Source organism: Streptomyces sp. NPDC090022 (assembly GCF_044748145.1).
Classification (GTDB): Bacteria; Actinomycetota; Actinomycetes; order Streptomycetales; family Streptomycetaceae; genus Streptomyces.
This window is the reverse complement of sequence record NZ_JBIVFN010000002.1, coordinates 375,410-390,145: the sequence shown is the minus strand read 5'-3', so window position 1 is coordinate 390,145 and position 14,736 is coordinate 375,410. Positions and strand designations below refer to the sequence as shown.

Here is a 14,736-nt window from a genome sequence, read left to right as displayed (position 1 = left end):
TTCACCGTCACGCGCCGGACCAGGTACGTTCGATCACGTGGCTGGATTCAGGATCGGACGGGGCCGGGACAACAACCGCACCCCGCAACAACCCCCGCGGCAGCAGCCGTACGGTCAGCAGCAACCGCCGCAGGCGCCGTACGGCCAGCAGCCCTACCCCCCGGCAGGCCCGCCGCCGCAGCAGCAGTGGCCGCAGCAGGCCCCGGGAGGTCACGGCGAGCCCGAGTACTTCGACCCGCACACAGGTGGCCCGGCGTACGGCGGCCGGCAGCAGCCGTACGGCTACGACCCCGGACACGGCGGCGGCCAGGGACACGGGCACGGGCCGGGCGACGGCGCGTACGCCAACAACCCCGGCCACACCCAGGCCTTCGCCGTCGGCGAGGACCCGTACAGCCAGGGCGCGACGTACCACGCGGGCGCGGCGGCCGCCCCGGCCGGACCGCGGCTGCACTGGAAGGACCTGCTCCGCGGCATCGTGCTGCGGCCCGGGCCGACCTTCCTGCAGATGCGGGACTACCCGGTGTGGGGCCCGGCGCTGATCGTCACGTTCCTCTACGGCCTGCTGGCCGTCTTCGGCCTCGACAAGGCCCGCGAGGACGCGATCAACGCCACCCTCTCGCAGGCCGTCCCGATCGTCCTGAGCGCCGGTGTGGCCTTCGTGGTGTGCGGTCTGATCCTGGGCGCCGTCACGCACACGCTGGCCCGCCAGATGGGCGGCGACGGCTCCTGGCAGCCGACCGTGGGCCTGTCCATGCTGGTCATGTCGATCACGGACGCGCCGCGCCTGCTGTTCGCCGTCTTCCTGGGCGGCGACAACATGCTGGTGCAGGTGCTCGGCTGGGCCACGTGGGTGGCGGCCGGCGCCCTGTTCACGTCACTGATCAGCAAGTCCCACGACCTGCCGTGGCCGAAGGCACTGGGTGCCTCCGCGATCCAGCTGATCGCCCTGCTGTCGATCATCAAGCTGGGCACGCTGTAACCGCCGACGAAAAGGGCCCCCGCCGCGCGAACCGCACGGCCGGGGCCCTTTCCCTTGGCTCACCCCTCGACGACTCAGGCGTCGAGGACCTGACCCTCACGCTTGACGACGGGCGGCTCGACCGACCAGGGGAAGTTGATCCACTCGTCGGTCTTCTTCCACACGTATTCGCACTTCACGAGCGAGTGGGACTTCTCGTAGATGACGGCGGAGCGCACCTCGGCCACGGTGCCCAGGCAGAAGTCGTGCACCAGCTTCAGCGTCTTGCCGGTGTCGGCGACGTCATCGGCGATCAGCACCTTCTTGTCGCTGAAATCGATCGCGTCCGGCACGGGGGCGAGCATCACCGGCATTTCGAGAGTGGTACCGACTCCCGTGTAGAACTCGACATTCACGAGGTGAATGTTCTTGCAGTCGAGGGCGTAGGCCAGCCCGCCGGCCACGAATACGCCGCCGCGCGCGATGCTCAGAATGATGTCGGGCTCGAAACCGTCATCGGCGATGGTCTGCGCCAGTTCGCGCACCGCGCGTCCGAACCCCGCGTAGTCCAGGTTCTCGCGTACGTCACTCATGCCGGTCGCCTTACTTCGGTGCGGTGGAAGTTCTGGAAGGAACGCGAGGCCGTCGGCCCGCGCTGCCCCTGGTACCTGGACCCGTACCGCTCACTGCCGTACGGGAACTCGGCGGGCGAGCTGAGCCGGAACATGCACAGCTGGCCGATCTTCATCCCGGGCCACAGCTTGATCGGGAGCGTGGCGAGATTCGACAGCTCGAGGGTCACGTGACCGGAGAATCCCGGATCGATGAACCCGGCCGTCGAGTGCGTCACCAGACCCAGCCGCCCGAGACTGGACTTCCCCTCCAGTCTGGAGGCGATGTCCTCGGGAAGCGAGATGACCTCGTACGTCGAGGCGAGAACGAACTCCCCGGGGTGGAGGATGAAAGCCTCGTCGCCTTCCGGCTCGACCATCCTGGTCAGATCGGGCTGCTCGATCGCCGGGTCGATATGGGCATAGCGGTGGTTCTCGAACACCCGGAAATACCGGTCGAGCCGCACGTCGATGCTGGAGGGCTGCACCATCGATTCGTCGAACGGGTCGATGCGCACCCGTCCGCTGTCGATCTCGGCCCGGATGTCCTTGTCTGAGAGAAGCACGTCCCGAGGATACGCAGAGCGCGCAGGTCCCCCCAATCGAGAGCACCCGCGCGCGTCCCCGCCCCGCCGGTCCCTAGCGCTTCACGGCCCCCACGGGCACGGCATGCCGGAGCCGCGCGCACCGCGGACACCGCAGCAGCCGCCCCGGCCCGATCCGGCCGGCCCCGAGCTGCTGCATCGGGAACGTGGCGGTGCTGAAAACATGCCCTTCGGCACAACGGACGACGGTGTGCTCCATCGAGTCCCTTTCCCCAACGAGCGTACTGCGACGAATCGCCACATTAGGGGATGTTCGGGACCCGCTCCAGCCGCCGCTCCGCACCCCCACGGTACGCCCCAACTCCCGCCCCCACAGCAGCCGGTACCCACCCACGACACGACGACCCCCGGGCGAATTCACCGAGGGCCGACCATGGGGTACAGTGTGCAACGATGCGGTTCCAGGAAGCTGGCCCGCTGTGCGGATGTAGTTTAATGGTAGAACATGAGCTTCCCAAGCTTATAGCGCGGGTTCGATTCCCGTCATCCGCTCCATAACAAAGCCCCAGGTCACAGACCCGGGGCTTTTGTGTTGCCTAGACCTTTCTACCCCTCCCGTGCCAGATCCGTGCCAGATGCCTTGGCCCTCATGGCACGGACCCGCGCATCGATCCCCGCTGCGACCTCCTGCTGTCGCTCAAGGTTGGAGTGCTGGTAGATCATCGCCGCCTTCTCCGAGGACTGGCCGGCCCGCACCATCGTGTCCTTCAGCGTCGCCCCGGACTGCGTCGAGAGCGTGTGCCCGGTGTGACGAAGGTCGTAGAGCGTGAACCCGTCGGGCAGTCCCACTTTCTTCCGGGCCTTCTTCCACTTCCGTCCAAAGGTGGTCCGCCGAAAGGGGCCGCCTCGCTCCCCCACGAAGAGCAGACCGTCCGGCTTTTGCTCCGCATACAGATACATGTGGAGCTTCAGATCACCCTTCATGAAGTCCGGCAGGACGATGAACCGCTTACCTGCCTCGGACTTGGTCTCGCCAGGAGCACGCTTCCCGGTGTTCAGCTCAGGCTCGGCGGACCGCACCCACACGCCGTTGTTCACCAGGTCGACGTCATGCCGCCGCAGGGCTGCCTGCTCCTCCGGCCGGGCGGGGCCGTAAGCGGCGATGTAGACGAGGAGCCGCCACCGCGCCCCCAGCTCCCGGGCGAGCGCGTCGACCTGTTCGACGGTGGCAGTCTGCCGTTCCGCCGGCGACTCCTTCCCCGCGCCCTTGATCCGGCAGGGGTTCCGGCGGATCAACTCATCGTCGGCAGCCGTCTCCATGATCGCCTTGAGCAGCCGGTACGCCTTCGCCACGGTCGTGGCCCCGGTCACCTTGAGACGCTCGGCCCGCCAGGTGCGGACCCGGGGCGGTGTGATCTCGTCGAGGTCGTACTCCTCGAAGGCCGGCAGCAGGTGCAATCGCAGAAGCCGCCGGTACAGCTCATCGGTCGTGGCAGCGAGCCCCCGCTCCTCCACCCACTGGAGCGCGTAGTCCCGGAAGTTGACGGCCCCTGCGTCCGGGTCCCGCCAGTCCCCCTTCTTGATCTCGGTCTGCTGCTCGGCGAGCCAGTCGTCCGCGTCGCGCGAGGACGCGAAGGTCTCGGGCGCCGGCCGCATGACGCCGTCAGGACCCGGATACCGCGCCTGGAACCGCCCGGACGGCAACTTGCGAATGGCGCCGAACGTGCGCTTCCTGCCCTTGCGGTTACCCATCAGGCTGCCCTCCGGAAGCGCGAGCGCTGCGGCCGACGAGGCTCGACGGTGTTGGCGCTGATGTACTCCTGCACCGCGCTCTCCGGTATCCGCACGTGCGTGCCGACCTTCACGTAGCGGATGCGCCGCTCGGCAACCAGGCGACGAGGAAACCGCACGGTGGTGCCGAGCAGTTCAGCGACCTGGGCGACGGACAGGTGGCGCTCATTCATGCAGTTCCCCCTTCAGGGCTTCGCGGGCGGTGTCACGGTTGATCTGGATGTCGCGGGCGATGGAGGCGGCCAGGACCGCTTCACCCGGGCTGTGGCCGTGTCCGGCGTACTGCCAGGAGGCCAGGACGAGCACGGTGTCCGGCTCGACGCCGTCCAGGCCGCGGGAGGCTTGTTCCTGGGCGGCGCGGTAGTCGGCGCGGGTCTGGCGGAGGGCGCCGAGGGTGGTGGAGTAGGCGCGGGATTTGGTGGAGAAGTGGCCCCGGAAGCCGAGCATGTGGGCCCAGCGGGTGAGCGCGCGGTCCGGGTAGAGGGGCTGCAGAGCGGCGCAGGCCTCCATCAGGCGGCGAACGTGGTCGGAGACGGGCAAGTGGGTGAGGTCCTCGCCCAGGCCGGTCCCCTGGCAGCGGGCGCAGCGGCTGAGCGCGGAGCCGGGGCGGTAGTAGGAGTCGGACAAGCCGCTTCCCCGGCACTTGCGGCAGTGCACGGCCGTGTCGGTGGCGCCCGTCGTCTCGGCAGCCTTGGTGGCGTACTTGGCGACGTAGGAGGCGACGGCCTGTTCGGTGATGTCGGAGCCGTCGCCGAAGGCCTTGATCGGGCGGATGTCGAGCTGGGTGCCCCAGCGCAGGACGCGGACGGGTTGGTCGGCGGCCGCGGGGACGGTGATCGAGGTGTAGGTGTGGTGGGCGGCGGCGCGGATGGCTTCGGTGAGCAGGTGGGTGCTGGCCCAGTGCGGGGGCGGGGTGTGGGCGTCGGCCCAGCCGTCGAGGCGGATGACGGCGTGGAAGTGGATGGCGCCGCGCTTCTGGAACTCGGCGACCTTGCCGAACGCTACTCGGCAGGTGGCGGCCAGCTCGCGTTGGGTGAGTCCGGCGCGGGCGGCGATCTCGCGGCGCAGACGGGTGGTGAAGCGGGACCACAGCCCGCCGGCGTGGTTGTTGAAGAGGACGGCGCCGGCGTAGTCGTAGGTGGCGGGGTCGAGGGCGGTGCCGAGTTCCTCGTCCTGGGGGGTGTGGTGGGTGCCGCAGCGGCAGCGGCCGGAGTCGGGGCGGTTGTGGACGGGGCCGAAGGAGGGGGCGGTGAGGGTGGCGAAGACGCGGGGGTGTTCGCGGACGGTGGAGGGGATGTTGCGTCGGTCGTCTCCGGCGAGTCCGGCGCGGATGAGCTGGTAGGTGTCCCCGGCGTACGTCCAGGCGCAGGAGGGGCAGCGGGAGGCGCGGCGGTTGCCGCAGGCGATCCGGAGCCGGGCGCCGGGCTCGTCCTTGGTGGAGTAGCGGTGCAGGGTCTCGCCGGTGGTCTTGTCCTTGGCGAGGGTCCAGCCGGTGATGTGGATCGGGTCGGAGCAGCCGCCGGTGCGGTGGATCTGGTCCTGCCAGCGGTCGAAGCCGGGAGCCCCGGCCACCTTGAGCAGGTCGCCCAGGGTGGCCGGGTCCAGGCCCGCCATGTTGACGGTGTCGGTCACGCGTGCACCGCCTCGCCACAGGTCGGGAAGACGGTGTAGACCCGGATGCTGATGTGGCCCAGCGGTGCGGTGAACAGGAGCTTCCTGTCGTCCTCGCGCTCCGTGAGTGCGACGTCGGCGGAGTCCGTGTGCGTGGCCACGCGCCAGGCTTCCAGGTCGGCCGGACCGTCGAGGAGGACGTGAGCCTCGTGAGGAGTGATCTGACTTGCGGTGATGTAGGCGCCGGGCAAGTCCGGGTGCAGGTCGGCCAGCCGGGAGAGGGTCGCAAAGATCTCGGTCATGGCGGCCAGCGGAGCGGTCATGTCGGTGTGGGTGAGCATCGTCGTCACCGTCCGGCCGGGACGGTCGCCGTGTGGCGGGCGGCACGGGTGCCGGTGCCGGTGCCGTGGCAGGCCGGGCAGTGGGCGGTGATGGTGCGCAGGTGGCCGGAGCGGTCACGGCCGCCGAGGGTGACGGCGACGGCGGCGTGGCCGTCGCAGTTCGGGCAGACGCGGCCCGGGGTGTGGGTGTGGTGGGTCATGATGGTGCTTCCTTCCGGATCGGTTGGTTCGGGCAGGAGCACGGCGCCGGGACGGCCGAAGCGTGGTGGCAGAGACCGTCCCGGGGCCGGTCAGCGGCGGCGGTTGCGGCGGGGCTTGGAGTAGCCGGGCGGGATCGCGTCGTAAGCCTGGACGCCGTCGGCGAACGCGGAGAGGTCCCCGTCGCTGGCGTTGATCTGGCGCTTGATCGCGTTCATGGTCCGGCGGTCGCCGTGGCGGCGGGCGTTGGCGTACTCGCGCCCGAGTTCGGTCATGGCGGGGTCGGCGGGCGGGGTGCCGTCGGGCTTGCTGCGGTGGAGATGCCCATGTCAGCGGAGTCCTTTCAGCGGGTGGGCGGGGCAGTGGGTGATGTGGCGGGGGCTGCGGGGGCCGGTCGATGGAAGGGGGCTGGTCAGCGGTTGCCGAGTTCCTGGCGCAGGGCGCGGACCAGGAGGAGCAGGATGACGCCGCTGATGGACAGGGCGACGGCGGTGACGGCGACGGCCAGGAGGAGCGAGACGGCGACGGAGGCCAGGGCGAGGACCCCGACGACCCCGCCGGCGGCGAGGGCGAGCGCGGTTCCGGGCGACTGAGTGGCCAGGCCGCCGAGACCGGACGCCTTCACGGCCGGGGCCGGAGTGGCGGTGGTCTCGGTCTGCTCGGTCGGGACGGGGATGGCGCGGACGGTCGCCGGTACGACGTAGGTGTCGGGGGTCGGGTAGCGGGGCTTGAACACGGGGTTTCTCCTTCCGGGTCGGGTTACTTGATCGCGGTGTCGATGGCGGGGCCAAGGATGCTTCCGGCGAGGAGGAACCCGCCGAGGAGGATCACGGCGACCAGCCACCAGGGCGGGCGGACGAGCTTGACGCCGAGCCAGCCGATGACGATCACGGCGAGCCAGAGCGGGATGTCCATGGAGATGTCTCCCCGAGGTCAGCGCGGGGCGCAGCGGTGAGCGGTGGCGGCGAGTTCGGCGGCGGTGCGGCTGGTGTAGTCGGCGGACCAGTCGCAGCGCGGGGCGGTGCAGGCGGCGGCGTGGGCCTCGCGGCCGTGGCGGTCGGTGTAGGTGCCGACCTCGACGGGGCCGAAGCGGCGTACGTCGCGGAAGCGGTAGCGGGGCACGGCGGTTCCTCCTGTCAGGCGAGCTGGGCGGCGATGGCGTCGGCCATCGGGGCGGGGACACCGAGGCGGGCGCGCAGGGTGTCCGGGTCGATCGCGTTGCCGGTACGAGTGCGGTGCTCGTCGGCGACCTTGCGGGCGTAGTCGAGGAGTGCGTCCGGGACCGCAACCGGCGGAGGGGCGGGGGCAGGCAGAGCCGGTGTGGCGACCGCTTCCGGGGCCGGGACCTCGGCGAGCGGCCCTGTGGCCGGTGGGGGCTCGACGTCGTCCACCGGACCGGCGGTGGCGGGTTCTGCCGGGCTGTGTGCCAGGAGGGTGCCGCCGAGGAACGCGAGGGCGGGCCATCCGGCGACGAGGATCCGCAGCCAGGCGGGAACGTCGTCCAGGTCGAGGAGGCCGGCGGTGGCGACGTTGGCGCCGAGGGATGCGGCCAGGGCGATGCCGAACCAGGTCCATGCGGACCGCGTGGGTTCCCCGGCGTCGCGCAGGCGCCGGAGCCGGTGCCAGGCGGCGACGAGGAGCAGGTCCACGCTGACCGGGTAGGCCCAGGCCTTCCAGCCGTCCTGGCCGGCGGCCGCGGCCAGGTCGTGAAGGTGGGCGAAGGACAGGGCCCCGGCGATCACGGCCTGTACGAGGACGGCGTCCGGTCGGAGCTTGGCGGGCATGACGGGCTTCCTCTCCGCTTTCAGGCATGGGAGGGGTAGGGACGTGGCGCGAGGCGGTCACGCCGACCGGTGGAGAGGGAGGGATCAGACGGTCCGCGGGGCCTGAGAGGGGATCTCGGCCGGGACCGGGACGTGCGGACGGAAGGCGTCCAGTGCCGGGACGTCCGGCGTCAGTCCCTCGTACGCGGCGCAGACGGCCGCGGCTTGATCGAGGGAGACGAACGGGGACCGGATGCGGGCCCAGCCACCACTCGCGAGGCCGACCACGGCCGTACCGGGCCGCTCAGCCGGGATGGCGGTCGCGGCACCGACAGCCCGCAGGCTGATATCGCCGAGCGCCATCTTGGCGGACGCTTCGTCGTTGACGCGGTGCGAGACACGCCCCGTGAGCTGGGCGCGCAGCGCAGTGGCACCGGTGCCGAGTTCGGAGCCGAACCGCTGGCCGCAGATCTCCAGATAGATCGCGGCGGCCCGTCCCAGCTGCCCCAACCGCACCAGCTGGGTGACCATGTGGTCCCGGCGCTTCTCATCCGCCTTGCTGGCGATCAGGAACAGCTCCGCCACCTCATCCACGATCACCACGATCGGTACCGGCCGGATGTCCTCGGGCAGACCCCAGACATCCGAGGTGATCGACTCCGGCGACGCATCCGGGTCCAGGTTCTGGGAGGCCCGTATCAGCTCATAGCGACCGGTCATCTCTTCCACCAGCGCATCGAGCAGAGCGCCGGCGTCCTCCGGCGTGTACGCCAGTGCCGAGAGGCGACGGGTGAACGGGGCCAGCTCCACGCCCCACTTGCAGTCGATCCCGACCAGCGCGACCCGCTGCGGTGCCAGGCCCTTGATCAGCCCGCGCAGGTAGACCGACTTCCCCGACTCGGTCGCCCCAATGACCAGTTCGTGAGGGCTGGCCCGGAAGTCCCGCTCATGCAGGGCCCCATCGGCCCGGAGCGCGACCGGCACCCGAAGCAGCTCGGCCGGCAGCTTGCGCGGCATTTCCACCCGCCGCAGCACGTCGTACGCGATCAGCCGCACTTCCAAGTACCCGGGCCTCAACGCCCTGACGTGCACCCCGTGCATCCGCCAGGAGTGCCGCAGTCGCTCGCTCGCGGCGTCGAAGTCCAGGACCTCCTGACCGGGCAGGATCTTCAGCCGCAGCACCAGCCCGGAGCGGGTGACCCGCGCTCCCCTCACCCTGGGCACCGCGCGAGCCGGCGCCCGGTCCATCGCGGCGGCCACCCAGACCCGGGACCGGGACGGCTGCTCGGTCAGCCCGCAGGCCTCCATCACCGCCCTGTACGACCACAGCAGCCGCACCAGGGTGACCAGCCACCCGAATCCGAGCCAATACCAGAGCGGCCGCTTCCACCTCAGCCACCCCACCAGGGCGGCGACCAGCACTAAGCCGCCCAGCGCGGCGAGCGTCCCCCCGGACATCGGAGGTCAGACCGTGACCGGCGCGGCCGCGATGGCGGTGACGGCGGCGGCGCGGAAGCTGATCCCGTGCCGCTTCTGGCCGTTGAACTCGTTCTCCCACGGCCGGGCCATCAGCCCGGTCAGCGCGACCGGGGTCCCCATGACCAGCTCGCCGGAGACGCCGGGCTTGGGCACCGCAACGGCCAGGACCTCGGCCTCGCCGTTCGCGGCGAACAGCACCTCCACCGTCATCATCGCGGCCCCGGTGTCGGGGTCGGTCGCGATCTCACCGGTCCGCCGGTCCTTCAGCTTCGGGGCCGGGGGCACGGCCACCATGACCAGCGCGGACGACGTGTCGACAGGGATCTGACGCACAAGAACCACTCCTCTGTACAAGCTGGACTCCCTCACTCCTGTATAGGAGTGACATGAAGAAGAGTGCCCAACTCCTACACATGAGTCAACCCGCTACGAAAGAAAACTCGCAGCGGGTCGACGGGAGTTGAGCGGCCGTCAGTCGGTGGCGGGGATCCGGAACTCGAAGACAAACTGGTCAGCGGCCATGAGGGTGTCGCAGACCTCCACGACCCGCCCCTCCTCAGTCACCGCGTTCCGCAGCAGGTGAACGACTGGCGCCCCAGGGCTGAGAGCCAGCTCGGAGGCCTCAGCCTTGGCGGCCGGCCGAGCCTGCAAGGTCTCCACGAACTCGGCGAAGACGTGGCCGTGGTCCTCAAGCCGGGCGTAGATGCCGCCGCCACCAGGGTTCTCCTCGAAGAGTTCAGGGATGTCCCGCACCACGTCCCAAGGCAGGTACGACGTGGCCGTCTCGACGGGCGTCCCGTTCCGGAGGTAGAGCCGCCGCCGGGCAAGAACCTTCGTCCCCACCTCGACGTCAAGCCGCTCGGCGATTCCCTCGGGCGCTTCGGCCGGCCCGATGTAGATCACGCTGACACCCGCGGTGGCGCCGGATTGCTCGGACTCGGCGAGGTAGGCGGCCTTACCGCCCCGACGGAGCGAGCGGCGGAAGCGGTCCGAGGACCGATGACGCACGGGCGGCCGGGACTTCACGTACGAGCCCTTGCCGTGCCGCGTATCGACGAGCCCGCTGGCACGGATCTCCAGCATGGCCTTACGAATCGTCCCGCCGGAGACCTTGTAGCGGTCGATCATCTCCGCTTCGCTCGGCACCTGGTCACCGGGCTCCAGCGCCCCTGAGCGGATCTGCTGGACGATGTCCTCGGCGATCTGCAAGTACCGCGGTACGGCCTTGCCCCCTCCTACAGCTGTTCCCATGGTCCTTCGCTTCCTCCTATGCTCCTGTACATGAGTAACAGCGCCCCGACGACCAGGTCAACGCCGCGCCACTCCGTATCGGTAGCGGGCGTGGTGGTGCGGGAGGACGGCCGGCTGCTGGCGATCCGGCGGGCGGACAACGGGACGTGGGAGCTGCCGGGCGGAGTGCTGGAGCTGACGGAGGCTCCAGAGGAGGGCGTCCGGCGCGAGGTCCTGGAGGAGACCGGGATCGAGGTCGAGGTCGCCGACCTCACGGGCGTATACAAGAACGTGATGGTCGGCGTCGTAGCCCTGGTGTTCCGCTGCAAGCCGTCCGGCGGCACCGAGCGCACGTCCGACGAGACCACGGCGGTCCAGTGGCTCACGCCCGAGGAAGTGTCCGACCGCATGTCCGAGGTCTACGCGATCCGACTCCTGGACGCCCTGGACGGGAACGGCCCCCACGTCCGAAGCCACGACGGGCGCCAGCTCCTCACGGTGCGGTGAAAGTTTCCCTACTCCATCAAGGCACCCGCCGCGCACAGCGCGGCGAGCGCGCCCGTCGCCCGGGCCTGCGCTCCTGTCTCCGCCCCGCTCCAGCCCGCCCGCCGGCCGCGCGCCAGAGAGCGCGGGTCTGATGGTGGGAACCGCACGTCTCGGCTGGCGATAGTAGGCCCCGCGGCCGCACCGCCACCGAGTCGAGCAAGCCCAGCGACACCGCCCCAAATCTCCTCAAGGCGCACCCCTGCCCGCCAGGCCAGCCGGGTGACCGGGGCCCCGCAGGATGCCGCACCTCGCCCCAGCCACATCGCCGTCAGCGCGTCAGAACCCTTGCCTCCGGCGGGGGGGGGCGCTCCGGCTCCGGGATGACCGGGGCCCGTCGTACGGGTGCCGGTCGGTTTGTGGTGGGGGTGGGGAGCTGTCATCCCGCCTGCCGTCGACCCAGGCAAGCCGAGCAGACGTGGGCCCTGGCGTCCAGGTCGTTCGTACAGTGGCGCGCTCCACCTGGACGCCAGGACCCACGCCTGCTCCACGTACGTGTGGGTCGACGGCAGACGGGATGACAGGGGTCGTGTTCAGTGCTGAGGTCGCGTCCCGTAGGTCTCGAAGGTCTTACCTGTGCGATGCCAAACTGACCGCATGCAGCACAACTACTTCTCGCTGACCCGCGTCCGGCTACGGCACTACCGGAGCATCGCTGCGGCTAACGTGCAGTTGGGCCGGCTCCTGCTGCTCGTTGGGCCCAACGGCTCCGGCAAGAGTAACTTCCTGGACGCCCTGCGCCTCGTGTCTGAGTCGCTTCAAACCTCCCTGGACCAGGCTCTCCGTACACGTGGCGGAGTGTCGGAGGTCCGACGCCGCTCGACGGGCCATCCAACCCACTTCTCGATTGATCTCTCATTCGAGAGCCCCGAATTCTCCGGCGAGTACGGGTTTGAGGTGGGGGCTGTCAAAGGCGGAGGCTTCCGCATCTCTAAGGAGTACTGCAAAGTCTGGAGCCAACCATCACCGGAAGAGGGTCCGCTTCCCTTCGAAGCGCACTTTCGAGTTGAACATGGCGTGCTGACTGAACACAGCGAACCGATTATGCCCCCAGTAAGCGAGCAGCGCCTGTATCTGGTTTCTGCGGCAGGGCTCGACTCCTTTAGGCCGGTTTTTGACGGCCTCGCCGGTATCAGTGTTTTTAGTTTGAACCCAGACGTGATACGTCAGCCTCAGACGCCGGACGCCGGGGAATTTCTCCACCGCGACGGAGCTAACATCGCAAGCGTGCTGCATAGGCTAGAACGTAGCCAGCGAGGTTCGGCCGATAAGGCACGTATTGAAAGCTACCTGCAGAATATTGTCCCCGGGATCCAAGGCGTATCTCGCTCCGAACTAGGAAACTGGGAAACTCTAGTTTTCAGCCAAGATGTTCCCGGAGCGAAGAATCCGTGGCGATTTCAGGCGCAATCTGTATCTGATGGAACGTTGCGCGCACTCGGCGTCCTCGTGTCTCTTTTCGCTGGAACCGGATCTACTCTTAGCACGGTGGGGATTGAGGAGCCAGAGAGTGCATTGCATCCTGCCGCAGCCGGCGTTCTTCTAGATGCACTTCGAGATGCATCTGAGCGTAGACAAGTGGTTGTGACCAGCCATAGCCCTGACTTGCTAGACCGGGACGATTTCAGCCTGAATGAAATCCGCGCGGTTCGATCCATTGGCGGCGAGACTTGCATTGGCGAATTGGATGAAGCTGGCGCTCTAGCACTCCGGGAACATCTCTACACACCCGGCGAATTGCTCCGCAATGACCAGATCCTTCCGGCGGTGGCTCGATGAATCAAATGCCAATCGTCGCTCCAATCGTTGAAGGATATGGCGAGGTCACGGCTGTGCGACAGCTAGTTACTCGCATTGGAGAGAAGTTTGGGATAGTTGTTGAAGTCGCTCAACCCTTCCGGCTTGATTCCGGGCGAATGCGTAGGCCTGAAGAACTGGCGAAAGCCGTGCGACTGCAGGAAGTGCGCGTCAGAGGAAGGGTTGGGGGAGTGCTGATTGTGCGAGATGGGGACGACGACGACATTCGATGCCCCGTGGAACTGGCTCGCCAGATATCCCCAGTTCCGGGCGCGTTCTCGGTTCCGGTGGAGGTGGTAATTGCATGCCAAGAATACGAGGCATGGTTCCTTGCCGCCGCAGAGTCTCTTCGCGTTCACGCTTCGGTTCGCGACGATGCCGTTACACCACCAAATCCAGAATTGAAGAGAAATGCAAAAAAGCAGTTGGAGCTAATGATGAATGAGTCCTACAAAGAGACCCTCCATCAGGTGAAATTCTCCTCCTTGATTGATCTTTCTGTAGCTGCTGAAAACAGTCGATCGTTCAGGAGGATGATGCACGCGGTTGAGAAGCTCATCACCCGCTGAGTCGAGAGCGTGCCCCTGGGAGTGCCCGGGTGGTGCCACAGCTGCGGTCGCAGTGTCGGGGCGGGGGCGCGTGCGAGCTTGGAAAGCAGCTGTCGCGAACAGGGTGCGCGACTTCGTGACTCGCAGCCTATTCGCCGAAGCGCCTTGGCCGCAGGCCTCTGACCTGGCGATGCGCTACAGACGCACGGGGCCTCCGAAGCCGGGGCACAGAAGCCCCGGCGTGAGCCGGGGCTTCTGTGCGAGTGGCGTTGCTTGGTCAGTCGAAAACCGTCGTGGGCGGCTGAGAGGGTGGAGCCTGCGTCAATGATGTCCGGGCTTGGAGCCAGCGGTGGTGGCCGCGGCTTTCTGCCACGCGCAGGGTGTCCTGCAAGGAGCGGGCGAGGTCCGTGGCCAGGGACCGGAGGTCCTCCGAGGTGGTTTCCTTGGCGCTGAGTATCGCGGATGCGTCGTCCAGGAGGTCGGCCGCCGAGTCGAGTAGGAGGGCTTCGGTGGTGTCTGCGAGGCGGGACAGGAGGCTGTTGCTGTTGTCGGTGCTCAGGAAGCACGGCTTGCCGTCGGGGCCCGACCACGGGAGGAGCCGTAGTTGGTCGTGGGGCGTCATCCGTCCGTCTCGCTCTCTTCGGTTGTGGGGTGGGTGGTGAAGACAGCGTTGGTGCTGTCGCCCGGGTGGGTCTGAAGTGCGGCTTCGATGACGCGGCCCCTGGCGTTGGTCGCCACCCTGGTGATCGCGAGCACGGGCTGGGTGGGGCTGATGCGGAGAGTTGTCGCTTCCTCTGGGGTCGGGAGGCGGGCCGTGACTGTCTCGCGGATCTCCGTCCACCCGGTGCTTGTCCCGCAGGGCCAGCGTGACGAGCTGGCGAGTGAGGCCGGCGCCAGGTCGCGGGGGACGTAGATGCGCGCGAGGCTTCGGGGGGTCTGGTCCTCGCGCGTGATGCAGAAGAACTCGGTCAGGAGGGTGTTCGACGTGACCTTGAGCAGGGTTCTGAGGTGGCCCCTGGCCCGGAGGTTGGTGGTGCGGACAGTGACCTGGAGGGTCGGGTCGAAGAGCATGCGGCCACCGCCGGCGTACGTGATGCGGCGTCGTGGGGGACGTACGAAGTTGCCCTTGCCGTGGACCTTGTCGATGAGGCCCTCGGCCTGGAGGAGGGCGAGGGCTTGCCTCAGGGTTGGGGTGCTCGCCTCGTAGTGGGCGGCGAGGTGAGGCTCTGAAGGCAGGCGCTCGCCTGGGTTGAGGCGGCCGGTGGTGATCTGCGTGCGGAGGTCTTCGGCGATGGTGTCGCGGAGGGTGGGCACGGGG

Annotated in this window: 21 protein-coding genes and 1 tRNA gene; 5 read left to right on the top strand and 17 right to left on the bottom strand. The window is 68.6% G+C overall.

Annotated elements, in window-relative coordinates:
• Nucleotides 1–37 precede the first annotated feature (37 nt).
• Nucleotides 38–982, top strand: coding sequence for a Yip1 family protein (locus ACIPXB_RS06395; protein ID WP_401445246.1), 945 nt, complete (start codon nucleotides 38–40; stop codon nucleotides 980–982).
• A 74-nt stretch (nucleotides 983–1,056) separates the two neighbouring features.
• Here the strand turns inward: ACIPXB_RS06395 and ACIPXB_RS06390 are convergent, their stop codons facing one another.
• The gene (locus ACIPXB_RS06390) at nucleotides 1,057–1,554 is read right to left on the bottom strand and encodes a phosphoribosyltransferase (RefSeq protein WP_401445245.1); all 498 of its coding nucleotides are present in this window, start codon (nucleotides 1,552–1,554) and stop codon (nucleotides 1,057–1,059) included.
• A complete protein-coding gene (gene dcd, locus ACIPXB_RS06385; protein ID WP_401445242.1) occupies nucleotides 1,551–2,138 on the bottom strand; it encodes a dCTP deaminase in 588 nt (195 codons plus the stop codon). Before dcd ends, ACIPXB_RS06390 begins: the two co-directional genes overlap by 4 nt.
• A 460-nt stretch (nucleotides 2,139–2,598) precedes the next feature.
• On the opposite strand from dcd, the gene ACIPXB_RS06380 reads away from it, so the two are divergent.
• Nucleotides 2,599–2,672: transfer RNA gene (locus ACIPXB_RS06380), tRNA-Gly, on the top strand.
• A 51-nt stretch (nucleotides 2,673–2,723) separates the two neighbouring features.
• Here ACIPXB_RS06380 and ACIPXB_RS06375 read toward each other — a convergent pair.
• The 13 genes from ACIPXB_RS06375 to ACIPXB_RS06315 form a co-directional block, all read right to left on the bottom strand.
• On the bottom strand, nucleotides 2,724–3,869 hold the full coding sequence (locus ACIPXB_RS06375; protein WP_401445240.1) for a tyrosine-type recombinase/integrase: 1,146 nt from the start codon (nucleotides 3,867–3,869) through the stop codon (nucleotides 2,724–2,726).
• The gene (locus ACIPXB_RS06370; RefSeq protein WP_401445237.1) at nucleotides 3,869–4,081 is read right to left on the bottom strand and encodes an excisionase family DNA-binding protein; all 213 of its coding nucleotides are present in this window, start codon (nucleotides 4,079–4,081) and stop codon (nucleotides 3,869–3,871) included. The genes ACIPXB_RS06375 and ACIPXB_RS06370 overlap by 1 nt, the downstream gene beginning before the upstream one ends.
• A complete protein-coding gene (locus tag ACIPXB_RS06365; RefSeq protein ID WP_401445834.1) occupies nucleotides 4,074–5,522 on the bottom strand; it encodes a replication initiator in 1,449 nt (482 codons plus the stop codon). Before ACIPXB_RS06365 ends, ACIPXB_RS06370 begins: the two co-directional genes overlap by 8 nt.
• Nucleotides 5,523–5,536: 14 nt before the next feature.
• Complete coding sequence (locus tag ACIPXB_RS06360; RefSeq protein WP_401445235.1) at nucleotides 5,537–5,860, bottom strand: hypothetical protein; 324 nt, start codon at nucleotides 5,858–5,860, stop codon at nucleotides 5,537–5,539.
• A 5-nt stretch (nucleotides 5,861–5,865) separates the two neighbouring features.
• A complete protein-coding gene (locus ACIPXB_RS06355) occupies nucleotides 5,866–6,060 on the bottom strand; it encodes a hypothetical protein (RefSeq protein ID WP_401445233.1) in 195 nt (64 codons plus the stop codon).
• Nucleotides 6,061–6,150: 90 nt separating this feature from the next.
• Nucleotides 6,151–6,333 (bottom strand): hypothetical protein, encoded by a 183-nt coding sequence (locus ACIPXB_RS06350; RefSeq protein WP_401445231.1) that lies wholly within the window; start codon nucleotides 6,331–6,333, stop codon nucleotides 6,151–6,153.
• A gap of 137 nt (nucleotides 6,334–6,470) precedes the next feature.
• The gene (locus ACIPXB_RS06345; protein WP_401445230.1) at nucleotides 6,471–6,794 is read right to left on the bottom strand and encodes a hypothetical protein; all 324 of its coding nucleotides are present in this window, start codon (nucleotides 6,792–6,794) and stop codon (nucleotides 6,471–6,473) included.
• A 23-nt stretch (nucleotides 6,795–6,817) separates the two neighbouring features.
• A complete protein-coding gene (locus ACIPXB_RS06340; RefSeq protein WP_401445228.1) occupies nucleotides 6,818–6,973 on the bottom strand; it encodes a hypothetical protein in 156 nt (51 codons plus the stop codon).
• A gap of 18 nt (nucleotides 6,974–6,991) precedes the next feature.
• Complete coding sequence (locus ACIPXB_RS06335; protein ID WP_401445225.1) at nucleotides 6,992–7,180, bottom strand: mobile element transfer protein; 189 nt, start codon at nucleotides 7,178–7,180, stop codon at nucleotides 6,992–6,994.
• A gap of 14 nt (nucleotides 7,181–7,194) precedes the next feature.
• A complete protein-coding gene (locus tag ACIPXB_RS06330) occupies nucleotides 7,195–7,842 on the bottom strand; it encodes a DUF2637 domain-containing protein (RefSeq protein ID WP_401445223.1) in 648 nt (215 codons plus the stop codon).
• 84 nt (nucleotides 7,843–7,926) lie between these two features.
• Nucleotides 7,927–9,279: an FtsK/SpoIIIE domain-containing protein gene (locus ACIPXB_RS06325; RefSeq protein ID WP_401445221.1), complete on the bottom strand. Its 1,353-nt coding sequence runs from the start codon at nucleotides 9,277–9,279 to the stop codon at nucleotides 7,927–7,929.
• A 6-nt stretch (nucleotides 9,280–9,285) separates the two neighbouring features.
• The gene (locus ACIPXB_RS06320; protein WP_401445219.1) at nucleotides 9,286–9,633 is read right to left on the bottom strand and encodes a hypothetical protein; all 348 of its coding nucleotides are present in this window, start codon (nucleotides 9,631–9,633) and stop codon (nucleotides 9,286–9,288) included.
• 138 nt (nucleotides 9,634–9,771) lie between these two features.
• The gene (locus ACIPXB_RS06315; protein WP_401445217.1) at nucleotides 9,772–10,551 is read right to left on the bottom strand and encodes a GntR family transcriptional regulator; all 780 of its coding nucleotides are present in this window, start codon (nucleotides 10,549–10,551) and stop codon (nucleotides 9,772–9,774) included.
• Nucleotides 10,552–10,569: 18 nt separating this feature from the next.
• On the opposite strand from ACIPXB_RS06315, the gene ACIPXB_RS06310 reads away from it, so the two are divergent.
• From ACIPXB_RS06310 to ACIPXB_RS06300, 3 genes are all read left to right on the top strand, one after another.
• Complete coding sequence (locus ACIPXB_RS06310; RefSeq protein ID WP_401445214.1) at nucleotides 10,570–11,037, top strand: NUDIX hydrolase; 468 nt, start codon at nucleotides 10,570–10,572, stop codon at nucleotides 11,035–11,037.
• Between the two features lie 633 nt (nucleotides 11,038–11,670).
• Nucleotides 11,671–12,852, top strand: coding sequence for an AAA family ATPase (locus tag ACIPXB_RS06305; protein WP_401445211.1), 1,182 nt, complete (start codon nucleotides 11,671–11,673; stop codon nucleotides 12,850–12,852).
• A 5-nt stretch (nucleotides 12,853–12,857) separates the two neighbouring features.
• Nucleotides 12,858–13,439, top strand: a complete 582-nt coding sequence (locus tag ACIPXB_RS06300) for a DUF4276 family protein (RefSeq protein WP_401445209.1) — start codon at nucleotides 12,858–12,860, stop codon at nucleotides 13,437–13,439.
• Between the two features lie 256 nt (nucleotides 13,440–13,695).
• Here ACIPXB_RS06300 and ACIPXB_RS06295 read toward each other — a convergent pair whose 3' ends face one another.
• The gene (locus tag ACIPXB_RS06295) at nucleotides 13,696–14,040 is read right to left on the bottom strand and encodes a hypothetical protein (protein ID WP_401445206.1); all 345 of its coding nucleotides are present in this window, start codon (nucleotides 14,038–14,040) and stop codon (nucleotides 13,696–13,698) included.
• Nucleotides 14,037–14,732 (bottom strand): GntR family transcriptional regulator, encoded by a 696-nt coding sequence (locus tag ACIPXB_RS06290; protein ID WP_401445203.1) that lies wholly within the window; start codon nucleotides 14,730–14,732, stop codon nucleotides 14,037–14,039. Before ACIPXB_RS06290 ends, ACIPXB_RS06295 begins: the two co-directional genes overlap by 4 nt.
• Between the last annotated feature and the right edge of the window lie 4 nt (nucleotides 14,733–14,736).